The sequence below is a fragment of the Janthinobacterium darwini genome (assembly GCF_051380905.1).
Classification (GTDB): Bacteria; Pseudomonadota; Gammaproteobacteria; order Burkholderiales; family Burkholderiaceae_D; genus Janthinobacterium.
The window spans coordinates 127,758-150,603 of sequence record NZ_JBNYXX010000005.1 but is presented as its reverse complement, the minus strand read 5'-3'; the positions used below and the strand labels follow the sequence as shown (position 1 = coordinate 150,603).

The 22,846-nt window shown below is 63.9% G+C and carries 23 protein-coding genes; 5 read left to right on the top strand and 18 right to left on the bottom strand.

From position 1 onward, the window contains the following. Positions 1–11: 11 nt before the first annotated feature. From ACQ4WZ_RS23940 to pdxR, 9 genes are all read right to left on the bottom strand, one after another. The gene (locus tag ACQ4WZ_RS23940; protein WP_133988763.1) at positions 12–731 is read right to left on the bottom strand and encodes a sensor histidine kinase; all 720 of its coding nucleotides are present in this window, start codon (positions 729–731) and stop codon (positions 12–14) included. Positions 732–888: 157 nt separating this feature from the next. Continuing rightward, on the bottom strand, positions 889–2,694 hold the full coding sequence (locus ACQ4WZ_RS23935) for a family 2A encapsulin nanocompartment cargo protein cysteine desulfurase (protein WP_436574667.1): 1,806 nt from the start codon (positions 2,692–2,694) through the stop codon (positions 889–891). Further along, complete coding sequence (locus ACQ4WZ_RS23930) at positions 2,669–3,598, bottom strand: family 2A encapsulin nanocompartment shell protein (protein WP_436574666.1); 930 nt, start codon at positions 3,596–3,598, stop codon at positions 2,669–2,671. Before ACQ4WZ_RS23930 ends, ACQ4WZ_RS23935 begins: the two co-directional genes overlap by 26 nt. Positions 3,599–3,839: 241 nt before the next feature. Further along, a complete protein-coding gene (locus tag ACQ4WZ_RS23925) occupies positions 3,840–4,064 on the bottom strand; it encodes a helix-turn-helix domain-containing protein (RefSeq protein ID WP_101483677.1) in 225 nt (74 codons plus the stop codon). 7 nt (positions 4,065–4,071) lie between these two features. Next, entirely contained in the window at positions 4,072–5,058 is a 987-nt protein-coding gene (epsC, locus tag ACQ4WZ_RS23920) for a serine O-acetyltransferase EpsC (RefSeq protein WP_133988765.1), read from the bottom strand. A 19-nt stretch (positions 5,059–5,077) separates the two neighbouring features. Beyond that, the gene (locus ACQ4WZ_RS23915; RefSeq protein ID WP_436574665.1) at positions 5,078–5,575 is read right to left on the bottom strand and encodes a rhodanese-like domain-containing protein; all 498 of its coding nucleotides are present in this window, start codon (positions 5,573–5,575) and stop codon (positions 5,078–5,080) included. Between the two features lie 197 nt (positions 5,576–5,772). After that, on the bottom strand, positions 5,773–7,404 hold the full coding sequence (gene mnmC1 / locus ACQ4WZ_RS23910; RefSeq protein WP_436574664.1) for an FAD-dependent 5-carboxymethylaminomethyl-2-thiouridine(34) oxidoreductase MnmC1: 1,632 nt from the start codon (positions 7,402–7,404) through the stop codon (positions 5,773–5,775). Then, entirely contained in the window at positions 7,404–7,967 is a 564-nt protein-coding gene (locus ACQ4WZ_RS23905) for a DNA-3-methyladenine glycosylase I (protein ID WP_436574716.1), read from the bottom strand. Before ACQ4WZ_RS23905 ends, mnmC1 begins: the two co-directional genes overlap by 1 nt. Positions 7,968–8,005: 38 nt before the next feature. Next, positions 8,006–9,490, bottom strand: a complete 1,485-nt coding sequence (pdxR, locus tag ACQ4WZ_RS23900; RefSeq protein WP_436574663.1) for a MocR-like pyridoxine biosynthesis transcription factor PdxR — start codon at positions 9,488–9,490, stop codon at positions 8,006–8,008. 110 nt (positions 9,491–9,600) lie between these two features. On the opposite strand from pdxR, the gene ACQ4WZ_RS23895 reads away from it, so the two are divergent. Both ACQ4WZ_RS23895 and ACQ4WZ_RS23890 read left to right on the top strand, forming a co-directional pair. Further along, entirely contained in the window at positions 9,601–10,062 is a 462-nt protein-coding gene (locus tag ACQ4WZ_RS23895; protein WP_101483672.1) for an OsmC family protein, read from the top strand. Next, positions 10,063–10,713, top strand: coding sequence for an FMN-binding negative transcriptional regulator (locus ACQ4WZ_RS23890; RefSeq protein ID WP_436574662.1), 651 nt, complete (start codon positions 10,063–10,065; stop codon positions 10,711–10,713). Here ACQ4WZ_RS23890 and ACQ4WZ_RS23885 read toward each other — a convergent pair. The 3 genes from ACQ4WZ_RS23885 to ACQ4WZ_RS23875 all read right to left on the bottom strand — a co-directional run bounded on the left by ACQ4WZ_RS23885 (position 10,697) and on the right by ACQ4WZ_RS23875 (position 12,921). Beyond that, entirely contained in the window at positions 10,697–11,650 is a 954-nt protein-coding gene (locus ACQ4WZ_RS23885) for an AEC family transporter (protein ID WP_101483670.1), read from the bottom strand. The genes ACQ4WZ_RS23890 and ACQ4WZ_RS23885 overlap by 17 nt on opposite strands. A gap of 101 nt (positions 11,651–11,751) precedes the next feature. Then, positions 11,752–12,189, bottom strand: a complete 438-nt coding sequence (locus ACQ4WZ_RS23880) for a CHRD domain-containing protein (protein WP_133988771.1) — start codon at positions 12,187–12,189, stop codon at positions 11,752–11,754. 174 nt (positions 12,190–12,363) lie between these two features. Then, the gene (locus tag ACQ4WZ_RS23875; RefSeq protein ID WP_101483668.1) at positions 12,364–12,921 is read right to left on the bottom strand and encodes a winged helix-turn-helix transcriptional regulator; all 558 of its coding nucleotides are present in this window, start codon (positions 12,919–12,921) and stop codon (positions 12,364–12,366) included. A gap of 253 nt (positions 12,922–13,174) precedes the next feature. Here ACQ4WZ_RS23875 and ACQ4WZ_RS23870 point away from each other — a divergent pair, with 253 nt between their 5' ends. Next, positions 13,175–13,411 carry a hypothetical protein gene (locus ACQ4WZ_RS23870; protein WP_101483667.1) on the top strand — a complete coding sequence of 79 codons (237 nt, stop codon included), beginning with the start codon at positions 13,175–13,177 and terminating at the stop codon, positions 13,409–13,411. Here the strand turns inward: ACQ4WZ_RS23870 and ACQ4WZ_RS23865 are convergent. From ACQ4WZ_RS23865 to ACQ4WZ_RS23850, 4 genes are all read right to left on the bottom strand, one after another. After that, positions 13,408–14,412, bottom strand: coding sequence for a Csu type fimbrial protein (locus tag ACQ4WZ_RS23865; protein ID WP_436574661.1), 1,005 nt, complete (start codon positions 14,410–14,412; stop codon positions 13,408–13,410). The two genes, ACQ4WZ_RS23870 and ACQ4WZ_RS23865, sit on opposite strands and share 4 nt — an antisense overlap. Then, positions 14,412–16,781, bottom strand: a complete 2,370-nt coding sequence (locus ACQ4WZ_RS23860; RefSeq protein ID WP_436574660.1) for a fimbria/pilus outer membrane usher protein — start codon at positions 16,779–16,781, stop codon at positions 14,412–14,414. The genes ACQ4WZ_RS23865 and ACQ4WZ_RS23860 overlap by 1 nt, the downstream gene beginning before the upstream one ends. Positions 16,782–16,845: 64 nt before the next feature. Continuing rightward, positions 16,846–17,550 carry a fimbrial biogenesis chaperone gene (locus ACQ4WZ_RS23855; RefSeq protein WP_243857872.1) on the bottom strand — a complete coding sequence of 235 codons (705 nt, stop codon included), beginning with the start codon at positions 17,548–17,550 and terminating at the stop codon, positions 16,846–16,848. A 36-nt stretch (positions 17,551–17,586) separates the two neighbouring features. Beyond that, positions 17,587–18,051 (bottom strand): Csu type fimbrial protein, encoded by a 465-nt coding sequence (locus ACQ4WZ_RS23850; RefSeq protein ID WP_436574715.1) that lies wholly within the window; start codon positions 18,049–18,051, stop codon positions 17,587–17,589. 274 nt (positions 18,052–18,325) lie between these two features. On the opposite strand from ACQ4WZ_RS23850, the gene ACQ4WZ_RS23845 reads away from it, so the two are divergent. Both ACQ4WZ_RS23845 and ACQ4WZ_RS23840 read left to right on the top strand, forming a co-directional pair. Continuing rightward, positions 18,326–18,454, top strand: coding sequence for a hypothetical protein (locus tag ACQ4WZ_RS23845; protein WP_257561356.1), 129 nt, complete (start codon positions 18,326–18,328; stop codon positions 18,452–18,454). A 12-nt stretch (positions 18,455–18,466) separates the two neighbouring features. Beyond that, positions 18,467–19,273, top strand: a complete 807-nt coding sequence (locus ACQ4WZ_RS23840) for a response regulator transcription factor (protein WP_101483662.1) — start codon at positions 18,467–18,469, stop codon at positions 19,271–19,273. Here the strand turns inward: ACQ4WZ_RS23840 and ACQ4WZ_RS23835 are convergent. Next, complete coding sequence (locus tag ACQ4WZ_RS23835) at positions 19,270–21,837, bottom strand: TonB-dependent receptor (protein WP_436574659.1); 2,568 nt, start codon at positions 21,835–21,837, stop codon at positions 19,270–19,272. The two genes, ACQ4WZ_RS23840 and ACQ4WZ_RS23835, sit on opposite strands and share 4 nt — an antisense overlap. Positions 21,838–22,169: 332 nt before the next feature. Next, positions 22,170–22,772 (bottom strand): nicotinamide riboside transporter PnuC, encoded by a 603-nt coding sequence (gene pnuC / locus ACQ4WZ_RS23830; protein ID WP_101484834.1) that lies wholly within the window; start codon positions 22,770–22,772, stop codon positions 22,170–22,172. Positions 22,773–22,846 lie beyond the last annotated feature (74 nt).

Here is a 22,846-nt window from a genome sequence, read left to right as displayed (position 1 = left end):
GAATTCCTCGTTCAGGGCAGGCGCAGGATGAAACAGCCGCCACCCAGCACGCCGCCATTTTCCAGGGCGATGCTGCCGCTATTGCCCCGGTGCTTGTGCATCTTCGCCACCACACTGGAAAAATACAGGCCCAGGCCCGTGCTGTTGGTGGAAAAGTTCACGCCGGCCGCCATGCCATCCATGGCCGCGCTGCCCGCATCGAGCAGCGCCTGCGAGTAGCCGTCGCCATTGTCTTCCACGCGCAGCTCCAGCAAGGCGTCCGCCTGGCGCACCGACAGGCGGATCGTATCTTTCGTGTAGCGGATGGCGTTGTTGATGGCATGCGCCAGCACGCCGATGACCAGGTCTTCATCCAGGGTCCAGATCAGCTCCGGCGGGCAGACTGTCTCCAGGCGGATGCCTTTCGAAGCCAGCAGGATCTTTTCCTGGTCCACCACCTGGTCGACTACCTGGCTCACCAGTTGCGGCTGCACGTCGAAGGGGTAGCCGGGCTTGCCCACTTCCTTGTACAGGGCCAGCAGCTGGATCAGGTTATCGTTCAGGCGCTTGGTCTGGTATAGCATTTGCGCCATTTGCAGATAGGCGGGGTCGGCCTGGGGCGCGGGCTTGGCCTGCTCGGCCGCCAGCAAGGATTCCAGGGTGCCGCTGACCACGCTGATCGAGTTTTTCATGTCGTGCACGGTCGACGCCAGGAACAGGAAAAGCTCGGGCGAGCTGTGTTGATCTTCCACCGGATATCTCCTTGGGGCCGCAGCTTGATTATTGCCAAGGATAAATTATACCGCCAGCATGCCGGCGCCAGCCAGCCGCGCGCAAAGACCGTGAGCTGACGCAACAATGCCGCCCCCGCTTGCGCAAGGGCGGCATAGTCTTGATAAGCCGACAAGATCAGCGGCGCGCACCCGCCAGGCGGCGCACTACCGCGATGAGCCGGTCGATTTCCTCATACGTATTGTAGAAGGCGAAAGATGGCCGCACGGTCGCTTCCACGCCGAAGCGGCGCAAAATCGGCTGGGCGCAGTGGTGGCCCGAGCGCACGGCGATGCCCTCGTCGTTCAGAGCGCGCCCCACTTCCGCCGGCTCGTAGCCGGCCAGCACGAACGAGGCCACGCTGGCCTTCTCGAGCGCCGTGCCGATCAGGCGCACGCCGGGAATGGCCTGCAGCTGGTGCGTCGCGTATTCCAGCAGCGCGTGCTCATAGGCGGCAATGTTGTCCAGGCCGATGCGCTGCACGTAATCGATGGCCGCACCCAGGCCCACGGCATCGGCGATATTGCCCGTGCCCGCCTCGAAACGGTTCGGCACGCCCTGGTAGACGGTACGCTCGAACGTGACGTCGGCGATCATGTTGCCGCCGCCCTGCCATGGCGGCAGCTGCTCCAGCAAGTCCGCCTTGCCATATACGGCGCCTATGCCCGTCGGGCCGAACACTTTATGGCCAGAAAACACGTAAAAATCGGCGCCCAGCGCCTGCACGTCCACGCGCAGGTGCGACACGGCTTGCGCCCCATCGACCAGCACGCGCACGCCGGCCGCATGCGCCAGCGCGATGATCTGAGCCACGGGCGTCACCGTCCCCAGCGCATTCGACACCTGCGTCACGGACACCAGCCTGGTGCGCCCATTGAGCAGCTTGCGGAATTCATCGAGGATGATTTGCCCGCTGTCATCGACAGGAATCACGCGCAGGATCGCGCCCTTTTCCGCCGCCAGCTGCTGCCATGGCACGATATTGGCGTGATGCTCGAGCTGCGAGACGATGATTTCGTCGCCGCTGCCGATGACCTTGCGGCCAAAGGTATTGGCGATCAGGTTGATGCCCTCGGTGGCGCCACGGACAAAAATGATTTCATTGGCCGAGGCGGCGCCCAAGAAGTTCGCCACCTTGGCGCGCGCCGCCTCGTACGCATCGCTGGCGCGCGCTGCCAATGCGTGGGCGGCGCGGTGGATGTTCGAATTCTCGTGCGCATAGAAATACGACACCCGGTCGATCACCGACTGCGGCTTGTGCGTGGTGGCCGCATTGTCGAACCAGGCCAGCGGCTTGCCGTTGACCCGTTCGGCCAGCACGGGAAAGTCGCGCCGTACGGCATGCACGTCGAACGGTGCCGGCGCCTGGTGTTGGCCCGGTTTCGTCGCTGAAGGCAGCTCGGTCTGGAAATAAAACACGGGCTGGCTGTTAGCCGGCGATACCGGCAGCTGGCGCGCAGGCGCCTGTTGCGGCGTGGCAAACAGTCCCCGCAAATCGTCGGGAGCAGCCTGTCCCAACCCCTGCTGTGCCAGGCCATCGAGCTTGCCGTTCGACACGGGATAGCCATGCGCGCCGCCGACAAAATAGTAGGGCGACGGTGCACCGAGGGCGGACAAGCGTGGCGTCGGCACGGAAGCAGGCGCCGGTGCAATCGGCGACTCCAGGGGCGCCGTCACGGGCGGCACTTGCGCCGTCGCCACGCCGGGGGCGATGGCGGCGAACGAAGGGCCGGGCTGCGGCGGCGGACGGTTCGCATAGCGGGGCGCCGCATCGAGCACGCTGCCGGAGCCACCGAGACTGGGAGACTTGTCCAACGCAGGGGGCACCCCCGGCAAACGCGCGAAAAACTCGCCCGCCAGCCGGTTCAGGGTCGCTTCATCGGGTAAAAACGGGACGGCAGGCAAGCCCGCCGCGCCATCACTTGTAGGTGTCTGGGTAGTCATGGTATTTACCGATCTCCACGTCTTCCAGTACGGCCAGCGCATCGTCGGTCAGCACGGCCAGCGAGCAATACAGCGAAATCAGGTAGGACGAAATCGCGTGGCGGTTGATGCCCATGAAGCGCACGGACAGGCCCGGGCTTTGCTCGCCCGCCAGGCCAGGCTGGAACAAGCCGATCACGCCCTGGCGCTGTTCGCCCCCACGCAGCAAAATGATCTTCGTCTTGCCGTCTTCGATGGGCAGTTTGTCGGACGGCACCAGAGGCACGCCGCGCCACGTGAGGAACTGGGAACCGAACAGGCTGACGGTGGGAGGCGGCACGCCGCGGCGCGTGCATTCTCGCCCAAAAGCGGCAATGGCCAGCGGGTGGGCGAGGAAAAAGCCCGGTTCCTTCCACACTTTCGTCAGCAGTTCGTCGAGGTCATCCGGCGTGGGCGCGCCCGTCAGGGTGAAGAGGCGCTGGTCGTCATGCACGCTGGCCAGCAGGCCGTAGTCGGGATTGTTGATCAATTCGCTTTCCTGGCGCTCCTTGATCGTTTCGATGGTCAGGCGCAGTTGCTCCTTGATCTGGTCGTGCGGGCTGCTGTACAGGTCCGATACGCGGGTGTGCACGTCGAGCACCGTGCTGACGGCATTGAGAAAATATTCGCGCGGCTGGTCGTCGTAGTCGACGAAGGTTTGCGGCAATTCCGACTCGTCGCGCTGCGAGCAGGCCACGCGCACATCCTTCGGGTTTTTCACGCGGTTCAGGCGGTAGATACCCGCTTCCACGGGCAACCATTGCAGCAGGTGCACCAGCCAGCGCGGCGTGATTGTGGATAACTGGGGGACGCTCTTGCTTGCATTGGCCAGCTGGCGCGCGGCGTTATCGCCCAGCGCAAACTGGCTCTCTGTTGCTTCTGCCATGACTACTCCTGATGAGAAAAGTGAATATGCTTATCTGAAAAACGAATAAAGTATCGGACGTCTCCCCTTTTCTCTCAACATGCTATCGCCATCAAAACACGCTTAACCAAACCTACTGCGCGTCGCGATTTGCAGCCTGCGATGCTCACTGCCTCGGCGGCCCCGTACATTTGCACAGCTGCGCTTCTCGGCCACAACTCACTGCCGCTCGCTACGGTTTTGTTATGCGTTTTACCTGTTTTTAATCCACCAGCTCCGGTTCGCAGCGGGCCATCAATCCCGCCAGGCCGATGCCCAAGGCGCCGGCCAGTTTTTCCACCGTCAGCAGCGACGGCGTGGCGGCGCCACGTTCGATTTCGCCGATGAAGGAGCGGTTCAAGTCGGCCGCTTCGGCCAGGCGTTCCTGCGACCAGCCTTGCCCTTCGCGCAACTGGCGCACGGCCAGTCCAAACTGTTTGATCAACATGCTGTCCTCATGGGTGGTGGGCAAAAGCGGGTTGGGATGGCGCCGACAAGTCCGGTGCCTCCTGCTGGTTGTGCGCTTGCGTGACATGGCTGCCCGGTGCCACGCTGCGGGTCAGCCAGACATTGCCGCCGATGACGGAGCCCTGACCGATGGTCACCCGTCCCAGGATCGTCGCGCCCGCATAGATGACCACGTCGTCCTGCACGATGGGGTGGCGCGCCAGTCCCTTCTTCAGCACGCCGTCAGCGCCGGCGGGAAAGCGCTTGGCGCCCAGGGTGACCGCTTGATAAATGCGCACCCTTTCGCCGATGATGGCCGTCTCGCCAATCACCACGCCCGTGCCATGGTCGATGAAAAAACTGCTGCCGATAATGGCGCCAGGATGGATGTCGATGCCCGTCTGCGAATGGGCCACTTCGGCGATGATGCGCGCCACCAGAGGCGCACCCAGTGCGTACAAGGTATGGGCCAGGCGGTAGTGGATGATGGCCAGGATGCCCGGATAGCACAGCAGCACTTCATCGACGCTGTGCGCGGCCGGGTCGCCATGGAAGGCAGCCGCCACGTCCGTGTCGAGCTGGGCGCGGATGCGCGGCAGCGCGCGGGCGAAGCGCTGCACGATGGCCAGCGCCTGCTGTTCGATGGAGACCGTCTGCTGCAAGCCGTGCTGGCGCGCGTGGTAACTGAGTTCGCGCCGAACCTGTTCGTGCAGGCCCGTCAAGGTCGTGTCGAGCGTATGGCCGACGAAGAAATCTTCGCTCTCCTGCTGCAGGTCGAGGGGGCCCAGGCGCATGGGAAACAGGGCCGCGCAAAGGGCGCCGACGATATCGCGCAAGTGCTGGCGCGACGGGAATTCGCGCGCGCCGCACTCCTGGCTGCTGGCCAGCCCCAGGCGCCACTGCGCGCGCACGGCGCGCAATTCATCGACGATCTGGTGCAGTTCCCATTGCGGCTGCGCGGCAAGGGAGGCAGGGGGAAGGGCTCGCTGGTTCATGGTGGTCCCGGGAAGAGGTTTAATCTTGCAGCCAGGGCAGCGCATGCCAGCGCCAGCCGCCGCTGTGGCCACGCTGCTGCTGCGCGTCGAGATCGCCCTCGAAGCCTTGCGCGATATTAAAGACGTGCGTGAAACCCGCCTTGGCCGCCGCTTCGGCTGCTGCGGCAGAGCGCTTGCCGCTGCGGCACAGCAGCACCACGACGGCATCCTTGCCACCCACCTTCGCTTCCAGTTCGCGCACAAAGCGGGGATTGCGGTTCATGGACGTACCGGTCGCCCACGCCACGTGCAGCGAGGCGGGCACGTAGCCGACAAAAGTGCGTTCCTCGTTGGTGCGCACATCGACCAGTACGGCTTTGCCAGCCTGCACCAGCTGCCATGCATCCTGCGCGCTGACGATGCCCGCATACGGCAAGCCCTGGGCCTGCGCCTGGACACGCGCGAGATGGAGCACTTCATCAAAGGCCGCCTCGCCGTGCGCGGCACGAGGGTCGAAAATCAGTTCTGCAGCAGCCATCGTTCCACCTCTTTATTCCGTCGTCAAAAACCAGCACACGTCCACTGTAGCGAACTTATGTTGTTCGGAAAACAAATTAAAAAGAGTTTGGAAAGCTGAAAAACGTATATGGAGATATTGCAGCGTAAAGCCGGGGTCAGACCCGCCGCGTCTGACCCCGGAACTTGTTTGGGGGGTGAATTAGAAAAAGACCAGAATCAATATGCTCTACGGCGCTCTCGTAATAAAAAGCGCGCTGGGTCAAGCGCAGCGGCCAATTGACTCTCCAGCGGCAGCGGCTCGCCCTCCAGCTGGCAAGCCAGCAACTCGGCCGCCAGCGGCGCCCAGATCAGGCCGCGCGAGGCGTAACCGAGCAAGCCAAACAGGCCTGGCCAGCGGGGCACGTCGCGCAAGCGTTCACAGCGGCCCGGCACGCCCGGGTCGGGCAAGGCGCCCGCCAGCGGAAGGCGGTCCGGCGCCATGCAGCGAAAGCCCGTGCGCCCGGCCAGCGGCGCGTCAAACGCCGGCACATCGAGGATAGCGGCGATCTTGTGGATATTCTCGTGCTGGCTCGATGCGCGTACCTCGGCATCCGCGTCCGCATCGTAGCTGGCGCCCACGCACACGATGCCCTGGTGCGCCGGCGTCATGTAGGCTTCGCGGCAGACGACAAACGGCAAGGATGGCAGACTGCCTTCGGCAAGGTGCGTGACCTGGCCGCGCACGGCGTCCAGCGGCAGGTGCGCCGCTTGCGCGAAATCGACCGCTCCCGTGCCCGCCGCCAGGATGACGGTGGGCGCCGCAGCGATCAAGCCGCCTTCGGCATCGCGCACCAGCCATTCCTCATCGCCACGCTCCAGGCGCAGGGCGCTGCTGGAAAAGCGCCGCGTGAGCAAGGCGCCGCAGGCATCGAGCATGGCCGCGCAGATGGAAGACGGGCGCGCCCAACCGCCCTGTTCGAACCACCAGGCGCCATCGGGCGCCGGTGCGCCCAGCATGGCGGTCGCCTCGGGCGCTTCGAGCCAGCGGGCGAATTCGCGCGGATACAAGCCGCTGGCGGCGATCTGGCGCTGCACCTGCGCATGCGTGCCGTCGCGCGCCAGGTGCAGCACGCCGCTTTGCACACCCTCTATGGCGGCGCCGATGCCGCCCAGGTCTTTCCAGCGGCCCAGCGAATACAGGTAGGCGGCGCGCACCAAGCGCGTGGCGATATTGTCATCCTTGGACATCAGCGGCATGAAGATGCCGGCCAGGTTGCCAGACGCTTCGCTGGCAGGCTGCGCGTGGCGCTCGACCAGGGTCACCTTCCAGCCGCGCGCGGCCAGCCGTTCGCAGGCGGCCGCGCCGGCCACGCCCGCGCCGATGACGATGGCGCGACGCTCGGGCGCGGTGAAGGCTGCGTGCTCGCCGCGACGCGCATAAAACACGGCACGCAATCGGCTCTCGTCAAAAACAAAGCCGTTTTTTTGCAACTCCGCGCGCTGCGCCTCGTCCAGGTGCACGGCCTGCAGGCGCGCGCCATCGACCATCAGGCGCGCCAGCACCGGCATGGCTGCCGGCACCCAGGCCAGGTGCACTTCATCGACACGCGCCGCCAATTGCGCCAGGCAGGCATCGGGCTGGCCGATCAGCACATCGAGCGTGACGAGGCCATCGCGCGAGACCATGCGGTGCTGGCCAGGCACGCAGGGCGGCCATTGCACGCGCCATTCCTGCGGCAAATGGCTGGCATCGACGGGACGCGGCGCCAGCGCGATGTAGTGCAGGCGCCGCCCGCCATGGGCGCCACAGGCGGCGCCAAAGCGCGCGCCGTCGAAATCCGTGTCGAGTACGACGAGCACGTGGGCCATCAGCGCCCCGCGCGGCAGAAACAGGAAGGCGCGTGGTCGTTGACCATGCCGATGCCCTGCATGTAGGCGTAGATGATGGTCGAGCCGACAAATTTGAAGCCCCGCTTGAGCAGGTCTTTCGAGAGCCTGTCCGACAAGGCCGTCTTGGACGGGAAGTCGCCGGGCTGCCAGCTGTTGACGATGGGCTGGCCATCGACGTAGGCCCACAGAAAGCTGTCCAGGGTCTGGCCTTCCGCGCGCAGGCGCAAATAGGCTTGCGCATTCGTGATGGCTGCCGCCACCTTCAGGCGGTTGCGCACGATGCCGGGGTCGGCCAGCAGCTGCGCCACCTTCTCCGGGCCATAGGCGGCGATCTTTTCCGCGTCCCAGCCGTCAAAGGCTGCGCGGTAAGTGTCGCGCTTGTTGAGGATGGTTTCCCAGCTCAGTCCCGCCTGCGCACCTTCCAGGTTCAGCATCTCGAACAGCCGGCGCTCGTCGTGGCAGGGCACGCCCCACTCCGTGTCGTGATACGCGAGATAGCGGGGATTGGCCGGATTGGCCCAGGAGCAGCGGATGGTGGTCATGGTCGTGTTCTTCATGTGCGGGCAAACGCCAGTATAGTTTATCGGCCGCGCAGGATGTGCCCCAGTTCCAGCAAACCGTGCGCCATCTCGGCCGGGGGAATCGCCGCAAAGCCCAGCAGCAGTCCTGGCGGGGTGGCGCAGGCGGCCCCGGCGTCAGGGTCGGCATAGTGCCCCAGCGGGCGCAATTCGATGCCCCGTGCCAGCCCCTCGCGCGAGACCGTTTCTTCATCGTGGTCGCCGCGAAAATACGCGCACAATTCCAGGCCGCTGTCGGCCGGCCCGCATGCGAGCTGGTCGTCGAGTTCGCGCGCGATACCGCGCACCAGCAGGTCGCGCCGCTCGGCATTGCTGTCGCGCGTGCGGCGGATATGCCGGCCAAAATGGCCCTCGGCGATGAAGTCAGCCAGCGCCATCTGCGGCACGATGGCCGTGTGGCGGTCCATCACGGCCTTGGCTTGCACCAGCGCTTCGGCCAGCGCGGGCGGCGCCACCATATAGCCCAGGCGCAGGCCGGGGAACATCACTTTTGACAGGGTGCCCACGTACACCACGCAGCCGGCCCGGTCCAGGCTTTGCAGGGAGGCCAGCGGCGCGCCCGTGTAGCGGTATTCGCTGTCGTAATCGTCTTCCACCAGCCAGGCCTTGTTCTGTGCGGCCCAGGCCAGCAAGGCCAGGCGGCGGGGCAAACTCATGCTCACGCCCAGTGGCAACTGGTGCGATGGCGTCACGTAGGCCAGTTTCGCCTGCGGACAGTGCGCCACGCCATATGCCACATCCAGTCCCTGCGCATCGACGGGAACGGGAAACACGCGCGCGCCAGCGGCGCGCAGCGGGCCGCTGGCGCCCCGGTAGCCGGGCGACTCCATCCAGGCCGCATCGCCCGGCGCGAGCAGGATGGTCGACAGCAAGAACAGCGCCTGCTGCGAGCCCGAGGTAATCACGATCTGCTGCGGCGTGCAATGCACGCCGCGCGACGCCTTCAGGTACACGCACAGCAGCTCGCGCAGTGGCAGGTAGCCGGCCGGATCGCTGTAGCCGAACTGGTGGTCGGGGCGACGCCAGCGCCGCGCTTCCAGGCGGTTCCACACGTCAAACGGAAAATGGTCGATGCGCGGCATGCCGACGCGGAAAGCGCGCAATGGGCCACGGTGGTATGCCACCTGGCGCATGGCCGTCACCACGCCCTGCCCGCGCGCTGACAGGGGCCGTAGCAGACCCGGCGCCTCGGTCTTGCCAGCCGACGCGGCCACAGGCACGTCGACGCTGACAAAAGTGCCGCGTCCCACGGCACCATCGAGATAACCTTCCGCCGTCAGCAGCGCATAGGCATTGAGCACCGTCTGGCGCGACACGGCCAGCAGATGGCAAAAGTCGCGCGTGGGTGGCAACTGCATGCCGGGACTCATGCGGCCATCGAGGATGGCTGCCTTGATGGCCGCATACAATTGGCGAAATAGCGGCTCGCTGGCGCCGCGTTGCAGCGGCAAGGCGGCGATGATCTGATTCAGGTGGGAAGCTGGCATGGCGCAATGGCTCTTGAATTGGTTGCTTCAAGATAGCACTTATTGGCTGTTTTAAATAGCCAAAACAAGCGCTAAGATGGCGCATCCCTTTCTACTCTTGCGGAGCACCCATGCATCAGTTTTTCGCCACCGTAGCCTGGCAGCGCGACGGCCAGGATTTCGCCGGCCAGCGCTACAGCCGCGGCCATGAATGGCAGTTCGACGGCGGCCTGCGCGTACCCGCCTCGTCGTCTCCCTTGTCCGTGCCGCTGCCCATGTCGGTGGCGGAAAATATCGACCCGGAAGAAGCGCTGGTGGCCGCCACGTCGAGCTGCCACATGCTGTTCTTCCTGTCGCTGGCAGCGCAGCGCGGCTACGTCATCGACGACTACCGCGACGACGCCGTTGGCGAGCTGGGAAAAAACGCTGCGGGGCGGCTGGCCATGACGCGCATCGTGCTGCGCCCACGCATCGTGTTTTCCGGCGCGGCACCCTCGCCAGAGGCCTTGGCCGCCCTGCACCACGACGCGCACGAACGCTGCTACATCGCCAATTCGCTCACGGCCGATGTGGTCGTGGAAGGAGCGCCCTAGATGTACACGCCCGCCAGTTTTCGCGAAGAACGCCTCGACGTGCTGCATGGCCTGATCCAGGCCCATCCCCTGGGCGCGCTGGTACGCCACGGCGCCGATGGCTTATGCGCCGACCATGTGCCGTTCGAGATCGCCGCGCCCACGCCCGAGGCCCCGTTCGGCATCCTGCGCGCCCACGTGGCGCGTGCCAACCCGCTGTGGCGCGCCGGCGGGGACGATGACTGCATGGTGATTTTCCAGGGGCCGCACGCCTACATCACGCCCGCCTGGTATGCGGAAAAGCAGGGCAGCGGCAAGGTAGTACCGACCTTCAATTATGCGGTCGTGCACGCGCACGGCCCCTTGCGCGCCATCGATGACGCGGCGTGGCTGATGGACTTGCTGGAGCGGCTGACGGCGCGCCATGAGGCAAATCAAGCCGCACCATGGCGGGTGAGCGATGCGCCGGCCGACTACATCGACAAGATGCTCAAAGCCATCGTCGGCATCGAAATCCCCCTCACGCGCATCACGGGAAAATGGAAGCTGGGGCAGAACCGCAGCATGCAAGACCAGGCCAGCATGGCGCATGGCCTGGCGCTGGACACTCAAGCCGGCGCGGCCCGGGCGCTGGGCGCACTGATCGCCGCCAACGTCACGCCAGCCAGCTGACAGCCGCCGAAAACGTCAAGAACGACAGCGCCGTCGACACGAGGATGATGCGGGCGATGCGCGCCGTGTTTGCACCGAAGCGCTCGGACAGCAGCGACACATTGCTGGCGCTGGGCAGGCAAGCCACCAGTACCATGCAGGTCAGCGCGAACGGATCGAGCGGCGCACCCAGCGCGATGGCCGCGTGGCCGATGGACCACACCAGCAGCGGATGCAGCAGCAGTTTTTTCAGCGCCACCGGCACATACTCCCCCAGCGGCGCCGGGTCGGCCGTGCTCATCTGCGAACGGGCCAGCACGGCGCCGATGGTAAACAGGGCGACCGGAGAGGCGGCGTCGGCCAGCAAGCCCACCGTCTGCGTCAAAGGCTTGGGCAAGGCCAGTTCCAGCCACGACGACAGGGCGCCGAGCACGATCGCCCACGGCATGGGATTGCCCGCCATGCCCTTCAAGGCGTTGCCGACGGCGGCGCGGCTGCCGTGCGCGCCGCCGCTGCCGATGCGTGACAGGGCAATGCACAGCGAGCTGGTAATCAGCATGTCGACGACGATGGTGACGATGACGGGTCCCGAAGAACGGGGTCCGAGCAAGGTCAACAGCAAGGGCACGCCCATGAAGCCCGTGTTCGGGAAGGCGGCCACCAGCGCGCCGAAGGCGGCGTTGTTCCAGTCGATGCGGTGGCTCAGGGTCATGGCCATGGTGACGCCCACCATGATCAGGGCGCACAGCAGATAGACGCCAAATACGCTGGCGTCGAGCAGCTGCGCGATGGGCGTGGCGGCGCCGAAACGGTACAGCATGCATGGCAGCGCGAAATACAGGACAAAACTGTTCAAGCCGCCGATGGCGGCCAGCGGCAGCAGCTTGCGCCGCACGGCCAGATAGCCGCACAGCACCAGGGCGAAGAAGGGAAAGGTGATGGCAAGGATGGTCAGCATGGAGCGCCATTGTAGCGCGCTGCTCTGGCTGGCCGCCGGACGTAAAAAAAAGGCCGCTCACGCGGCCCAAGGAGGTTTCGGGGGAAAGCGCCGCTGGCAGGCTATGGCGTGAGCTGGGCGCGGATCTCGCCCGCCGGGTAGGCGGCACTGTGCACGTTGACGTACAGCTTGCCGGCCTGGTAGCTCGCATACTGGGGCGGCGTGAGCAGGGTGCCGTCCGGCACGGAAAACATGCCTTCGGCGGTTTTCACCAGCGGCAAGATGACAGGGCCGTTGGCGCCGGTCGGCGCTTCGTGGATATGCGCGACGGTCGCCAGCATGCCCGTGTAGCGCACGCCGCCGCTGACACTGCGGTCTTGGGCGACGCGGATAGTACTGCTGCCACTGGCCGTGCTGGTGTTGGCCGGCACCTCCTGCGCGCCCGTCAAGGTGACGTCATGGCCGCCCGGATGATGCGGACCATGGGAACAGGCGCCCAGCAGGGCTGCCAGCGCCAGCACGGTGGCGGCGCGGCGCAGGTGTTGTTGCAATGTGCTCATCGCAGGTCTCCTTCAACGGACAGTAACGGACAGCGGACAGCGGGTCACGAAGGGCGCCCGGCCCCGCACAACCGGGCTTGCGCCACTCTGGTGTTGCATAGTGCGACTGTAAGGCCATGCCGCCTTGTCCGCTTTGCTTTTCGCCAAACTTGCTGCTCGCCTGCCGGCCCGTCTTCAGGCCAGGTGACCTTCTGCCACCCAGCCCCGATTGGCGGGCGCGGCCTTCGGTTTGGGCGCGATGCCGCTGCTTTTTTCCGCATCGAGGATGATGCTGCGCATGCTGTCGCTGGCGGCCGGCCCTGGCGCGAAGGCGTAATACTCGTCATTGATGGGCAAGCCCGTCATGGCGTCGACCAGCACGGGGTCGGCGGCCAGGCCCGTGTCGCGGCTGGCGATGACGAGACTGGCACCTTCCGGCGCAAAGTTTTCATTTCCCCAGGCAATAAAGGCCAGCAAGACCGGCTTGAAGGCGCGCCCGGACTTGCTCAGCACATAGTCGTAGCGGGGCGGCTTGGCGCAATATAGGCGGCGCGTCATCAAGCCGCCTTCCACCAGATCGGCCAGGCGGCGCGTCAGGATGGTGGGCGCGATCTTGAGGCTTTTTTCAAATTCGTCGAAGCGCGTCTTGCCATAAAACGCCTCGCGCAGGATGAGGATGCTCCACCATTCGCCCACCTTGCCCAGGCTGCGAGCGATCGGGCAGGGCAAATTATTAAAGTTGGTATGTTTCATGACCATCTCCTCACGTTGATTCAACACAACAATCGAAAAATATCTCAGTTGCAACACGGAAACATCAGTTACTATCAAAAGCAAAGTCACCTGCCCACCATGCCGACGGCCTGAAAATACGCGAAAACTCACACTTTCCTACTTCAAGTACAATCATGGCTGGTTCTGTTCTCCCAATCCCGGTGCGAAAAACGGTGCCAGCCACGCCTTCCAGCGCTGCTGCCCACGCCCGTTTTCACTCACTGCGTTCACGATGACCCCTTTGAAGCTTGCCGTACTGCCTGCCCTGCTCGCCCTGTCCCTTTGCCAGACCACCACCGCCGGCACCATGTCTTCCGCGACGCTCCAGGCCACCTTCGTCATCAACGAAGCGTGCACCATCGTCTCGCAGCGCAGCAGCGCCCGGGTGCGCTGCCAGCACAACACACCGTATCTGCTGCTCCAGCAGGCAACGCCATCAGGCGCCGGCCTCGTCACCGTCACGTTCTAAAAATAAATCGTTGCCGTCACCGTATCCTTGTAGTCACCGGGGCGCGGCGACACCTGCGCCGGCACGCGGCCGTAGATCGTCAGCGGCACGCTCGCGCCCGTGCCCGTACCCGTCACCATGCTCGTGCCTGCCGTGCCATCGCCCCATGGCGCACCATCGAGGGTGGCGGACAACAGGTAACTGACCTTCTCCGTCGTCACCGTATTCTTCATTTGCCGGTTGGCCACATTGAGTGCCACGCTGCCGCCGTTCAGGGCAATCTGATAGGCATTGTTATTGACGCAGCGCACCGACAAGGTGCTGGTGCTGCGCAAGTTGCCCGTCAGGATGGTGGCGTTCGCAAACGCCATCGGCGTGGCGGTGATGGTGCAATCGTTGACGGCCGTGGCATTCACCGTAAAACCGAAGCTGCCGCTGTTGACCGTGCAGCCAAACAAGTTGACGAGGCCATACGTGGTGTAGGTATACGTTCCCTGCCCGGCAAAGCTCGAGGTATACACGGTATTGGCGTTACCCACCGTGGGCACGGCCGCCAGGGTGGCGCCGGCAGGGATCTTCGCGTACACGGTAAACGTCGTCGAATACGTGCCGGGCGGCGCCAGCAAGCCGGCCGACAAAGTCATGCCTAAGGTCGCTGGCGCGCCAGTCACGCCGGCGCCGCCCCATATCTTCGCCGTGGCATAGGAACTGTCCACATACACGTTGTACTCCATGCGATTGCTGCCATTACCCAGCTTGCGCGGCAAGGCCGAGGTGGAATTCGTGCCCAGCCCCAGCGAGATGCACACTTGCGCATTCGGCGTGAGCAACTGCCCCAGGTTCAGCGAGGAAAACACGCAACTGAAGGTGCCCGTTGCCTGCGCTACGTGATCGGTGCCGGAAATCGGGCTGACAGCGCCGAAATCGATATTCGTCATGCTGACCGAGCAGGTATCGGCCTGCGCCGTACCGCCCCAGGCACAGCCTAGCAGCAGGGTCAGCCATAGCAGCAGGCGGCGCATCAGCGGCCTCCCCCGGCGCCAACGGCAGCGGCAGCGCAGCGTAGCGGGCCGATCACGGGCAAGCCGCCCGCCGCCGGACGCGCATAGGCAAAACGCACCGTGCACACGCTGTCGCCCTCGCCGACTTGCAACTGATTCTGCTCCAGCAGATCATCGACGAAAACGATGCCGTCAAATCCCACCACCGTCCGCTTGCCGCTTTGCACGTGCAGTACGGGCAAGCCCGTCGTCAGCGGCTTGCCATCGGCGCCCTGCACGATGACGGTGGCCGCGCTGTAGCGTTCGATGGGAAAAGCGGCCAGCGCACCGGCCAGGTGTCGCGGCACGACATTGATATTCGTCACGGGCACCCGCGCATCGACGTCGAGTTCCTCCGTGGCGATGCTGATCTGGTTATTGCCATAAGGATTCAAATTCGGCACGAGCAGATAACCGCTACTACCCGTCACGCCAATCTGGCGGTTCTCATGCAACACAGGAATATTGCCCACGCCCCCAGTGGACACCAGCGCAAAACCGTTGCCCACCTGGCGTGCCGCCTCGACATGACCATCCATCAGCACCAGCGCACCAGCCGCGCCCAGCGAGGAAACATTGCCCATGCCGCTGCTTTGCGTGCGCGCGCTCACGCGGCCGCCATTGCCCAGGTATTCCACTTGCGCCTGCCGGTAGGTGTTGCCGCCCACCGTGCCAGCCTGCAAATTCCAGCCGAAGCCGCCGCCAAAGTCCGGCGGGCGCTGCGCGCTGACGCTGCGGCCGCTCTCGCCGTTTTGCCGGCTGCTGGTCGTGCTGATGGCCAGATTGTTGTCGAAGGCCATGCTCAGGCCGAAGTAAAACCCCCGCTTCTCGCGTTGGCGCAAGTCCTGGAACAGGCTGGCATTCAGGAACAAGCCGTGAAACAGGGTGGCCGAATAGCCCACGGTGGCCAGCTTCGATGGCGGTGCGCCGGGCGTGCGGTAACTGATGTAGCTGCTGCTGATGCTGCTTCCTGCCGGCAGTGGCAGGCTGACGGTGAATCTGTCCGCCGCGCGCACCACGGCACTGCCGTCGCGCGAGGCCAGGTCGCCAAACGCGGCGCTGGCGCGCACGCTTTGCACATCGACGCTGAAGCTTGGCCCCATGTACTGGTAGCCGGCGCCCAGCTGCGCGCCGCGGCGCTGTCCCCCGCTGGCCGACAGCGAACCGTTCAGTACGCCCGCCTGGCCCAGGCGCACCAGCACGCCCGCGCCCGCCTGATACAGGCCGGCAGCCAGTTCCGCGTGGCCTTCGAGGGTAACGCTGTCGTTGACGCCATGGCGGCCGGAAGCGCTGGCGACCAGTTGCCGCTCATAGCCGAACAGGCGTCGGCCATAGCCGCGCCGCATGGCACCCGCCTCGACCGAGTAATCGCTCAAGCCGCTGGCCAGCATGCGCGTATCGACATACAGGGGCAGCACGGTCGTCACGCTACGCCCCAGAGCATCGCGCGTGACGATGGTGGCTTGCCCGGCACCATTGATGCCCGCCACCTGGTTCAGCACAAACGGACCGCTGGGCACACTGGCAGCATATTGCTGCACGCCATTGACATACAGGCTCAGCGACGAGGGTACGAGCGCCGTGCCATCGACGGAGGCGACGGGAAAGGTCAGCAGGTCGGGACGCAGCTGGAAATTCTTGCGCCACTGCACACCGCCGACGCGCACGGCGCGGCTCCAGCTGAGCGAGGAGGAAATCAGGTCGCCCACTTGCCACGTTTGCAGGGTCTCGGGGTCGGCGTTGCTCCAGAAAGTGTCAAAGCGCATGTACTTGTGCTGGTCCGACCCCAGGTTCACGGTGCCTGTATTGCTGAAGACGCCGCTGTCATTGAAATAGCGCAAGTCGTTGAAGATGGCGGCGCGCCGCGTTTGCCCCAGTTCCGCATAGGCTTCGTAATTTAGGACGGCGCCGGGCGTGACGCGCGACGGCGGCGCCTGCGCCGCCAGGCGCGCGTTGATGCGGAACGGTGAGCGCAAGTCGTCCGCGACCTGCAGCGACAAGCTCTGGCGCGCCGCATCATAATCATAGCTGAGCCCGGGAATCGCATCGAGCGCCACGTCAGCCCAAGCGGGCGCACCCAGGCGCGCCGGGTCCAGCCCAAGCTGCTGCAAGTTCGCCACACTGCTGAGCAAGCCTTTACCCACCTGGGTAAAACGCAAGATCAACCCGGTTGATACAGCATTCACACTCACCTCCAGATACAGTTCATTCGGGGCCATCGGATCGCTGGGCAAGCTGGCCGGCCCCGGGTCGGCGCCCGTCACGGCGGCCGATCCATCGGCCCTGGCCAGTGCCGCCATGGCCAGCAGCAGCAAGGTCCAGCAAATCCGCCATGTCAGTACGCGTCTCATGGTTTAAGCCGGTTGCGCCCATGCCGAAGGCGCGCGAGAAGCTCGCCCGTCATGGTGGCCATGTTCAAGGTGTCGAATTCGTGGCAACGAGCGCCTTTGCATTCACATGCACCGCAATACTCAACGGCCCATCCAGTTCAGCCTCCCCGGCGACGGGCAGGCGCCATACGCGCATGCGTGCCGCCAGGACATAACCAAACAGCCCCTTGCTGATGACAAACACCTTGCCCGCCTGATTCGTGAATGTCATCGCACCGATCTGCGCATGGACGTTGCCGCTGTTCTTGATACGCAACATCCATGCACCCTGCTCGCGAAAGACTTGCCAGTCGAGAATTTCCTTGCCCGGCGCACCGGCCGGCAGCACGAACACAGGCACCGAGTAGCGCAGGCGGATATCGACGCCGCTGCGGCCCGGATCATCGTCGCGGCCGACTTCATCGATGAGTACGCGATACGTCTTTTCCTGCGCGACGGGGCCGCCTTGGGCACGCACCAGGCGGATGGTCTGCCGGCTGTTGGCGGCGATTTCGACGATCGGCGGACTGGCCACCAGTTCCTGCGTCGGTGCCAGTACCTCATCGCCGTCGCGCTGCTCCCAGGCGAACACCCGCACCTGCCCGTACATGGGCTGATCACCGAGGTTTTGCAGGTTGATTCCGGCCGCACTCTGTGGGGCGCGCAAATTGAGCGTCACCGGCGAAATCTGCAAGTTGGCGCCGTGCACGCCCGCCGCGCAGCAGGCCAGCAGCGCCAGCATGTTTTTCATCAGGGAAGCGAAACCGGCCTTCACGCAGCCCCCCGCTCAAAAGTAAACGGTGGCTGTGATGGTCGACTTGTAGGTATCGGGCGCCGGTGTCGCTTGCGGCGGAATATTGCCGTACACCGTGATCGGCTGCGATGCGCCATTGCCGGTGCCGCTGACGGTATTCGTTCCCTGCGTATCGCCCCACAAGGTGCTGCCAGCGGTCTGGTACAGGTTGAATTGCACCGTCCCCACGTTGCCGCCGGTGCCGCTCAGGTAGCGCGTGGTGCCGCTCGACCCCGTGCCCGTGCCCGCCGTCAGGCCCACGTTATACGGGGTGGTACTGGTACAGGTGACATTCACGGTCGTATTGACGTTCACGGCAGTAGCCAGTACACCCTGACTTTGGCCAAAGTCGAGACCGGCCGCCGCAATGGTGCAATTGGCGATGATTTTCAGGGTGACATCAAAGGTTGCGGTGTTGCTGCCGTTCAGATACACGGCTGCGTCGGCGACGCGAGGCATGAGCGCCGTGCTGGCAAAAGCCACGCTGGCGGCAACGGCAAGGCGGGGGAAAATGACTCGCAACATGATACCTCCTGATGATGGAACATCATTAATGAGCCCGCCAATATGAAGGGCATCGAGGATAGTCACGGTATTGCCGGCGTTTTTTGGGGCACGCAAACCAGGACGACAAAATACCTGTGCCGAGAGTCAGGAACCCGGGGACTCCGGCACTTTTTGCAGCATTGGCAAAACAGATTTTTTGGCAATCGACATTGCTTAAAATCAATGCATGAATGAATTATTGGCGATCTGGAAAATCCGCGCTTCTTCTGGCGGAGAAACCTCTTTTGAAACACGAGAAAAGCAGAAAAAAAAGAAAAAGCGAGGCATAATAAGCCACTACTTGCTATTTGGTTAAGTCATCCATGCCATGCCATTGACCAGCGAAACCATCAAAAAAAACATCTTGATCGTGGACGATTCCGCGTTCGAGCAGCGCATGCTGATGGAGCTGCTCGGCGAGCAGCCCTACCGTTTCAGCATCGCGTTCAACGGCTACCAGGGCTACCAGCTGGCACTGGCCACGCATCCCGACCTGATCCTGCTCGACGTGCGCATGCCAGAGATGGATGGCTACACGGCCTGCCGTTTGCTCAAGGCCAATCCCGAAACGGAAGAGATACCCGTGATCTTTCTCAGCGGCGCCGATTCCGCCAAGGAACGCATCATGGGCTTGCAGGTGGGGGGCGTCGACTACATTTCGAAGCCGTTCACGCCGGAAGAACTGGCCGCACGCATCCATATCCACCTGGGGTTGATGCGTAAAAGCAACAGCACCTTGCCAGCCACGACGCTGATCCGCGACAAGCTGCAGCATCCCGACCTGGTGTTCGTCAATGCCGTCAAACAGCTCATCCTCGACAACCTGGGCAGCCTGCCCAACCTGTCCGACATCGCCCGCAGCGTGGGCACCTACCGCGAAAAGCTGACCCTGATGTTCCGCGAGCAGACGGGCATGACGGTCTTCGCCTTCATCCGCGAAGCGCGCATCGCCCGCGGCGTGGAACTGCTGCAGCAGACGGAAATCGACGTGCAGGATATCGCCCTGCTGATCGGCTTTCACAACGCGGGCAACTTCGCCACGGCCTTCCGAGAACGCATGGGCGTCACGCCCAGCGCCTACCGCCAGCGCCTGCAGGAGCAGACAGGACAGCGGCAGGCGGCGGGCGGCTACTAGAACTTGTAGTTCAGCTTGAGCGCCGCAACGCGTCCGCGCGGATCGGCCTGGGTAAAGTCAAAGCCGGTGGACGCATAGTCCCAGGGCGCACGTTTGTTGGCCAGGTTTTGCACGATGAACGTGACGTTCGCCTTTGGTGTCACCTGCCAGCTGCTGGTCACGTCAAAGGTGCTGAAGGCGGCCACCGATTCATCGAGATGCGTGTTTTGCGCATAGCTGCCCACGTAATTCCATGTGAGCGTGGACGACCACTTGCCCTGCTCCCAGGTGGCCGAGCTGACGCCGCGCCATTTCGGGATGGAACCGAAGTAATTGGTGCCGGCGCCATCCGTGAGCAGCGCGCCGTCCGACAGCGGTTCGGCGAAGCGCAGCACCCGGCTCAGCTGGCCGGCCAGGGTCAGCTTGCCCCAGCCCTTGTCGACGAAGCGCTGGCGCAGGTCGATATCGATGCCCGACACTTCGCGCTGGCCCTGGTTGCGGTACTGGCGGTACAAGGTCGTGATGCGGCCATCGGCGTCGCGCGTGACCTTTTGCGGCGCCGTCGCTTCGTTGGCGATGGTGGTGGTGGCGCTTTCCGTGCCGATCACACCCTCCTGCTTGATGCGGTAGTAATCGAGGCCGATGCTCGAACTGCTGGTCGGCGAGACCACCACGCCCAGGTTCAGGTTATTCGAGCGCTCGGGACGCAGCGCCGTATTGGCGATGGTAATGGCCGTCACGCCACGCGTCTGCGTCGGCGTGATCGGGTCGCGCGGATCGAGCACGCTGACATAGCTGACGGCCGTGCTTTGCGTGATTTCCGGCAGCGATGGCGCGCGGAAGCCGCGCGACACGGTGCCGCGCACCAGCAGCCACGGCGCCGCCTGGTAACGGGCGCTGGCTTTCGGCGAAAATGCATTGCCGAAATCGCTGTAATGGTCGGCGCGGCCCGCCAGGTTGACAGACAGGTCTTTCACTACAGGTACGTTGAATTCGGCAAACAGGGCCGAGACGCTGCGCGTACCGTTGATGATGTTGATGGCCGGGCGCAGCTCCGTACCCGACAGCACGGCAGTCGAGGTTTGCGAATCCATCTTTTCGCGGCGCCACTGTGCGCCGGCGGCAAAGCCCAGCGGGCCGGCGGGCAAGTCCCAGATATCCTTGGCCGCCGAGAAGTCGAGCGTGTCGAGCGTCGATTCGGCCGGACGCAGGGTCGACAGGCGCAGGCGGTTACGCACGGCTTCGCTGTTTTGCGACTGATCAAAGAAATTGTAGCTGCCATCGGCCAGCACTTTCTGGAATTCATAGCGGTTGACGAAGTTCTGCACCGTTTCTTCCAGCTTGCTGCTGGAGTGGCCCACGGCTGCATCCCAGTCCCAGCCCGCCAGCGTGCCTTTGACGCCGGCCAGCGCACGGTAGAACGTGACCTTGTCCTGCTTCAGGCGCGGCCCCAGGTCGAACAGGGTGGCCGTGAACGGCAGGGGCGCGGTACCCGGATTGTTCGGATGGCCCACGGGCAGCACGACGGGGATGGTGTCGAGTGCCTGGGTGGCGTTGTTCCACACGCGCGTGGCATTGTTCACCGTCAACGGCGCGCTGAATGTCTGGTCGGCGCGCGAATAACTGTGCAGCAAATCGACATACGCTTCCGTGTCCGCGTTCAGCTTGACGGTGGCGCGCGCGGCCGTGTGCACGCGCTGGATGCCGGGAATCAGGGTTTTGTACGGCGATGGGTTGTAGGCCAGCACTTGTCCCGTCTTGCCGGGCGTGATGTCGCCATAATTGACCAGCTGCAATGGTCCCCGCACGCCGCCCAAGGTCCTGGTCGGGTCGGTGCCCGCATAGTTGGTGATGGCCCAGCCCAGACTACCGCGCTGCTGGTTGCGGAAGTCCGCATCGCGCATCCACTCCACGTCGCTCTGCTGCAGCTTGTCGCGCTGCTGTGCATCGATCGAGAAGACCAGGCTGTAGCCGTCTTCCTCCAGCTTGCCAAAACCCGTTTGCAGCGCCGCGCTCTTTTCATGCTGGCCCGTGCCTTCGGTCGAGCCACCCCATTGCGCCGTGATGTCCGTGCCCGTGAATTCCTTGTAGAGGATGATGTTGACCACGCCGGCCACGGCGTCGGAACCGTAGACGGACGAGGCGCCATCCTTGAGCACCTCGATGCGCTGCACGGCCGCCATCGGCAAGCTATTCAGGTCGACAAAGGTTTCCTGCAGGTTTTGCGCCGTCGCATAGCTGGCCACGCGCTTGCCATTGACCAGGATCAAGGTATTTTTCTGGCCGATACCACGCAGCGACAGGCCCGAAGTACCGGCCGAGAAGCTGCCCGTATATTGTTCGTTGTAGCTGTTGCCGCTGTTGGCGGAGATGGCGCGCAGCACGTCCGACACGCTGGTCTTGCCGCTGGCTTTCAATTCCTTGGCCGTGATGACTTGCACGGCGCTGGCGCCCTCCTTTTCGCTGACGCGGATATTCGATCCGGTGACGTTAACACGCAGCATGTCGTCCCCGGCGTGGGCAAGGGTGGGGAAAGCGGGAAAGGCGGCGGCGATGGCAAGACTGATGGCGAGTGGTTTGAACATGGTTTCCTCTTATTGGGATTGCAGCCTTTTTCCGATAAAAAAGGCCGAGCAGGGGCACGCGGACCGGGTGGGCCAGCGGGCAAACGACAACGAAATGAATGGGAATGACTTAGGGGATGCGTGGACGGGCACGCATCGGCATCCACTGCGCCATGCATTGCATGGTCAGTAGGTGCCGGGCGGCGTAAAAATAGGTAGAAAGACTAAAGCGCAACATAAAAGACACCGGTAAGCGGGGAAAGACCACTATATCCCGGTGTATTTATGGCGTGAACGAATTAAAAATTGATTGTATATATGATTTGAATCTAAGGACTTGGCATTTGGCAACATCAGGCGTCGGCGATCGCCGTGGAAGGCGCTGCGGGCGCCAGCGCCGCGCGGCGTGCCTGCACGCCCCACCAGTACCAGGAAATCAGGGCATTGACCCAGTAGGCCGCATACAGCACGGCCGTCAGGTGCAGGCCGCGGCTGTAGTAGAGCGGCACGGCCACGGTGTTGACCAACAGCCAGAAGGCCCAGGTTTCGATGCGGCGGCTCATCAGCAAAAATTGCGCGATGATGCTAAATACCAACACTGCCGAATCGATGAAGGGCGCGTAGGCATTCGTAAACCGGTGCAGCAGCATGCCGTAGATGACCACGGAGGCGATGCCTGCCGGCACCACCCAGGCCAGGCTGCGCCAGCCCGTGCGCGTGATCGGCAACGGCTTGCCGCTGGCACCGCGCCGCCATTGCAGCCAGCCGATGACGCAGGTGACGATGAAAAACAGCTGCAGCATCACGTCAGCATACAGATTAACCTGGAAAAACAGCACGGCAAACAGCACGCAGCCGACGATGCCTATCCACCAGGAATGAATATTATTGCGTCCGGCCAGGATGATGGAAACAGTCATCAAGACATTGGCGGCGATCTCGAGCGGGGGAGTCAAGCGGATTCCTTTGAATGAAGGCACGCCGCCACTATAGCCCATTTGATATCCGAAACCAGCCACGCACTGCTTGA

Coding starts and splice junctions, on each gene's coding strand:
- ACQ4WZ_RS23935 (WP_436574667.1), bottom strand. CDS start 2,694: ATGACTACCCAGACACCTACAAGTGATGGCGCGGCGGGCTTGCCTGCC.
- ACQ4WZ_RS23930 (WP_436574666.1), bottom strand. CDS start 3,598: ATGGCAGAAGCAACAGAGAGCCAGTTTGCGCTGGGCGATAACGCCGCG.
- ACQ4WZ_RS23925 (WP_101483677.1), bottom strand. CDS start 4,064: ATGTTGATCAAACAGTTTGGACTGGCCGTGCGCCAGTTGCGCGAAGGG.
- epsC (WP_133988765.1), bottom strand. CDS start 5,058: ATGAACCAGCGAGCCCTTCCCCCTGCCTCCCTTGCCGCGCAGCCGCAA.
- ACQ4WZ_RS23915 (WP_436574665.1), bottom strand. CDS start 5,575: ATGGCTGCTGCAGAACTGATTTTCGACCCTCGTGCCGCGCACGGCGAG.
- mnmC1 (WP_436574664.1), bottom strand. CDS start 7,404: ATGGCCCACGTGCTCGTCGTACTCGACACGGATTTCGACGGCGCGCGC.
- ACQ4WZ_RS23905 (WP_436574716.1), bottom strand. CDS start 7,967: ATGACCACCATCCGCTGCTCCTGGGCCAATCCGGCCAATCCCCGCTAT.
- pdxR (WP_436574663.1), bottom strand. CDS start 9,490: ATGCCAGCTTCCCACCTGAATCAGATCATCGCCGCCTTGCCGCTGCAA.
- ACQ4WZ_RS23895 (WP_101483672.1), top strand. CDS start 9,601: ATGCATCAGTTTTTCGCCACCGTAGCCTGGCAGCGCGACGGCCAGGAT.
- ACQ4WZ_RS23890 (WP_436574662.1), top strand. CDS start 10,063: ATGTACACGCCCGCCAGTTTTCGCGAAGAACGCCTCGACGTGCTGCAT.
- ACQ4WZ_RS23885 (WP_101483670.1), bottom strand. CDS start 11,650: ATGCTGACCATCCTTGCCATCACCTTTCCCTTCTTCGCCCTGGTGCTG.
- ACQ4WZ_RS23880 (WP_133988771.1), bottom strand. CDS start 12,189: ATGAGCACATTGCAACAACACCTGCGCCGCGCCGCCACCGTGCTGGCG.
- ACQ4WZ_RS23875 (WP_101483668.1), bottom strand. CDS start 12,921: ATGAAACATACCAACTTTAATAATTTGCCCTGCCCGATCGCTCGCAGC.
- ACQ4WZ_RS23870 (WP_101483667.1), top strand. CDS start 13,175: ATGACCCCTTTGAAGCTTGCCGTACTGCCTGCCCTGCTCGCCCTGTCC.
- ACQ4WZ_RS23865 (WP_436574661.1), bottom strand. CDS start 14,412: ATGCGCCGCCTGCTGCTATGGCTGACCCTGCTGCTAGGCTGTGCCTGG.
- ACQ4WZ_RS23860 (WP_436574660.1), bottom strand. CDS start 16,781: ATGAGACGCGTACTGACATGGCGGATTTGCTGGACCTTGCTGCTGCTG.
- ACQ4WZ_RS23855 (WP_243857872.1), bottom strand. CDS start 17,550: ATGAAAAACATGCTGGCGCTGCTGGCCTGCTGCGCGGCGGGCGTGCAC.
- ACQ4WZ_RS23850 (WP_436574715.1), bottom strand. CDS start 18,051: ATGCCTCGCGTCGCCGACGCAGCCGTGTATCTGAACGGCAGCAACACC.
- ACQ4WZ_RS23845 (WP_257561356.1), top strand. CDS start 18,326: ATGAATGAATTATTGGCGATCTGGAAAATCCGCGCTTCTTCTGGCGGA.
- ACQ4WZ_RS23840 (WP_101483662.1), top strand. CDS start 18,467: ATGCCATTGACCAGCGAAACCATCAAAAAAAACATCTTGATCGTGGAC.
- ACQ4WZ_RS23835 (WP_436574659.1), bottom strand. CDS start 21,837: ATGTTCAAACCACTCGCCATCAGTCTTGCCATCGCCGCCGCCTTTCCC.